This window comes from Planktothrix paucivesiculata PCC 9631, assembly GCF_900009265.2.
GTDB classification, from domain to species: domain Bacteria; phylum Cyanobacteriota; class Cyanobacteriia; order Cyanobacteriales; family Microcoleaceae; genus Planktothrix; species Planktothrix paucivesiculata.
Genome location: NZ_LR735005.1, coordinates 1 through 4,023, shown reverse-complemented (window position 1 = coordinate 4,023; position 4,023 = coordinate 1). Strand labels below are relative to the sequence as shown.

Sequence of the window (4,023 nt, the reverse complement as noted above, 5' to 3'; positions counted from 1 at the left end):
TATAGCGCTACGCATTACAGTTAGGACACTTTTGAGTTCTGAAACCCTTTCACTGCTTACTGTTCCCTGTTCCCTGTTTCCTGTTCCCTGTTCCCTAGCGCGCAGTTAATATAATTAATCACATTGATTTTGAGGTTTAATCCTAGATCAATAAATTTTAATTTGGGTCTATTGTCTAATCGGATCTTTTGCTAAAAGTTTACTCAACTATACGGTCGAAAATTTGCCCAACTCTATAATTTAAGATGGTTAAGGTCATTCACTTTTAACCTAGCAGTAGCTATCCGATTACAAACGATTATCCGCAAAACGATCCCAAGTTCTAGTTTTCACCCTATGACTGTTCTCCCTACTAGACCTAAAATTGGTCTGGGTAGGGTCTTCCCAGAGCAAAAGCGAATTCGGTGTCAACCGAGTTTTCAGCAGTAGGAGCAGAAAAACCAAAATTGTGAAAATTAGCTCATAAAACCGAGAAGGTATGATAAAATCAAAAATTAGAGTTTTTTAGTTTTTTGGACTAATTGCTCAAGCTAAAACTTAGCGGTTTTTGCAGGAGTGGCAGCGGCTCAGATTGATAACTGAAAATAGTTATAGCTGTGTTGTCCCTTCGCCCAATATCACATAGGATTGATCCTTAGTTCTGAAATAGAAATCGATAGAAATTAACACCTATTGACAGAAGTAGAATTTAGCATCAATCTTGAATTCACGCTTAATTGATTAGGTTAAATTTGATATGGTACCCAGAGAATTTTTAAAGACTGTAGCGCTGAGAGTTGGAATTTCCGACAATGAACTCGAAGTCATGGCGCGGGCAATCCAAGGAGAACCGATGACCGCGATTTCCAAGCAATTAGGCGTTCGCAAGGATGCTTTGCAAAAGCGTTTGGGCGAGGTGTATAGGAAATTAAACATTAGTGGTGCAGGCCCCGGAAAGTTAGCCAAACTTCAGCAAAAATTACTCTCAGAATATCAAGCTGACGGTAATAATCACGGCGGCCAAATTAATGGTCAATCCGGTCGCAAAAAGCGGTCTTTGAGTGGCCTTGATCCCCAAGGTTTCAGTAGTAATGTGGTCATTGATTGGGGAAGCGCGCCCAAATTGGGAGCTTTTTATGGCCGTTCGGAAGCCCTAGCCAACTTAAAACAAGGATTAGTCACCGAACGCGCTCACCTGATGATGTTGGAGGGTATGGGAGGGATTGGGAAAACCACCCTGGGGGTAAAATTAGTCCAGGAAATTGCCCCGGATTTTGACCAAGTGATTTGGCGATCGCTCCGAGACAAACCCTCACCGAGTGAGTTTATCGCCTCCGCTTTTCCGGCACATTCTCAGGCTCCTTTAGATTGGGATGATTCGGAACAGATCGCCCAATTGTTAAAAAGCTTATCGGATTCTCGGTATTTGTTGGTGATTGATGAGACAGAATATATCTCTCAACTGGGAAGTAAAGATGCGGCGTTCAAAAGTTATGAATCTTTATTCCAACAGATTAGTGAATCGTCCCATCGCAGTAGTGTTTTATTAATCGGTTGGGAATTTCCTGAGTCCTGGAAACAGTTTGCGTCTAAACCGTCTTTAGAATTAACTGGGTTATCGGAACAAGATGCTCAACAAATGGTTTTATCAGGTCAAGAAACCTTCTATTTAGATGGCAAATTCCTCTCGGAATTGATTCATTTATGTGGTGGTAATCCCTTGATTTTAAAATTATGGGCCGCGAAGATTCCTGATTTCACGATTAGAAATTTGACGAAACTGATCAAGCAAAATACCTTAGTAATTGAAGAACTGGTGCGTCAAGCTCTGCGTTCGGATGAGGAATTGTCGGAGCTAGAAATTCGTCTGGTTTGTTGGTTAGCCGTGAATCAAAAATCAGCTACCTTGAGTGAGTTGGCAACGGATTTGATCCTGTCGGAAACGGAAACCGAAGTGCAGACTTCCCTGGACTTTTTAGTCGAGCGAGCACTTTTAGAAACCAACACTTCCACCTCGGCTATCGCCTATACGGTTAATAGTCATTTCCGAAAAGAAATCTGGTATCAGTTAATGGGTAAATCCTTTAATGAACTGGGTTATAAAAACTATTTAGAAGGGGAATTTCAATCGGCTAAAACCAATTTATTGCAAGCCATTCGCTATCATGGGTCTTTAAGTGCGGGTCATTATAATTTAGGCTCAACCTATGAAAAGCTGGATCAGTTTGAAGAAGCGAGAAAACATTATCAAATTCTAGTTGATGTGGATAATAACCGAGCAGCCCAGGCGGCGGTTAATAATTTAGCCCGATTAGAAATTTTAGATGGCAAAACCGAGGAAGCCATTGATAAACTAGAAAACACCTTGGGACAGGTTAAGGATAAAGGAATTCGAGCCGCTTTATATAAAAATTTAGGGTGGGCTTATTTCCTAGAAAATAATCCGAAACAGGCTGAAGTTGAGTTACGTCAATCCTTAGAATTAAAAGAATCTAATGTGGTGGCTTACTATATTTTAGCTCAAGTTTTGGAAGCCCAAAACCGTCATAAACAAGCCTTAGCATTTTGGAAAACAGCTTTGGAACAGGACGAATTAGATCAAAAATCTAATGGTGTTACCTGGCGTTTACCCGAATTACTGGCTTGGCGCATGACCGCTCGCCAACGCTTACCTAAATAACTCCTGAAAGCCTCCTAAATCGAGTTCCCCGACGGGGGAAATCAATCATGGAGGCTTTGCTTCGCGTCCTAGACTAGAGGGAAAACAATCGTTCAATGGTGCGTTGATTTTCGTCGGGACGACCCACGGTAATTCGCAGCCCTCCTCCGGTGTGACGCACTAATGTTCCTTTGGTTTTTAATTGCTGCATGATCTGATTTAAGGCTTGATCGGAATTTTGTTCATCGGTGAGTCTAATATAAATAAAATTAGCATCACTTCGCCAAATTTTGAGTTTTTTATGCTCAGATAAGGCCTTAATTAAACGAGTCCGTTCGGCTAAAATTTCAGGGATAACCGTCAGTAACTCTTGACGGTTGTTTAAGGCTAATAAAGCGGCGGTTTGTGTGAAACTGGGAAGGTTATAGGGAAGCCGAACTTTTTCTAAAGCGGTGATTAATTCAGGATGGGCGATCGCATATCCAGCCCGCAGGGAAGCCAACCGAAATGCCTTAGAAAATGTGCGTAAAATCACCCAATTGGGATGATTTTTTAACTCCTCTATAACGCTGGTTTGACTAAACTCAAAATAGGCTTCATCAATAACGACTAAAATTTGTTCAGGTAAACAACGCAACCAGTCTAATTCCTTTGGCGTTAAAGCATTCGCCGTTGGGGAATTAGGATGGACAACAAACACAACTCGAATGGTAGGGTTTTCTGTCGTTTCAATAGCTGTTTGAGCTACCTTTAAATCCATTTCAAAGGTATCTTTATCCCGTTCTATACTAACAACTGGAATGCCTAACGTTTGAGCAATAATTCCATACATGGAGAAGGTGGGATTAGCCACTAAAATCGAACCTTCTCCCCCTAAACAAGTGGCAATTAAGAGCGATCGAATTAACTCATCCGACCCATTACCCACGGAAATTTGCTCAGGATTAACAAGGGCTTCAGAATTAGAAATAATCTCATTAATATAATTAGCGATCGCAATTTTTAAGGGAAAATGACTGCCATCGGGATAACGATTAGTTTCAATTTCATGTTCATACGTCCAAGCCAGCTTTTGTTTTAACTCCTCCGGTAAATCATAGGGACATTCATTCGTATCTAAACGGTCTAATATCTGAGTCTCGATCGGACTTCCAGAATTGCCTCCCGGGTGAGGAGCATAGGCCCGAATTTGGTTAAGATCGTTGCGAAGAAAAGACAGCATGGCGTTGAGGTAATTGTAATTTTTTTTAAGTTTAGATAGAATCTATTATCCCTTAATTGATGCGGAAATTGAGTCTAATAGGACTTACACAGAATACCCAATTATACACCATCTGTAGGGGCGAACGGCCGTTCGCCCCTACTAGATATGGTTGTTTTGCGTA

At 41.2% G+C, this 4,023-nt stretch carries 2 protein-coding genes; one reads left to right on the top strand and one right to left on the bottom strand.

Going from position 1 to position 4,023, the window contains the following annotated elements; translation table 11 throughout:
• Positions 1-736 precede the first annotated feature (736 nt).
• Complete coding sequence (locus PL9631_RS06985; protein WP_083618424.1) at positions 737-2,659, top strand: NB-ARC domain-containing protein; 1,923 nt, start codon at positions 737-739, stop codon at positions 2,657-2,659.
• A 73-nt stretch (positions 2,660-2,732) separates the two neighbouring features.
• On the opposite strand, the gene PL9631_RS06980 is transcribed toward PL9631_RS06985, so the two are convergent.
• A complete protein-coding gene (locus PL9631_RS06980) occupies positions 2,733-3,860 on the bottom strand; it encodes a histidinol-phosphate transaminase (protein ID WP_083616248.1) in 1,128 nt (375 codons plus the stop codon).
• Positions 3,861-4,023 lie beyond the last annotated feature (163 nt).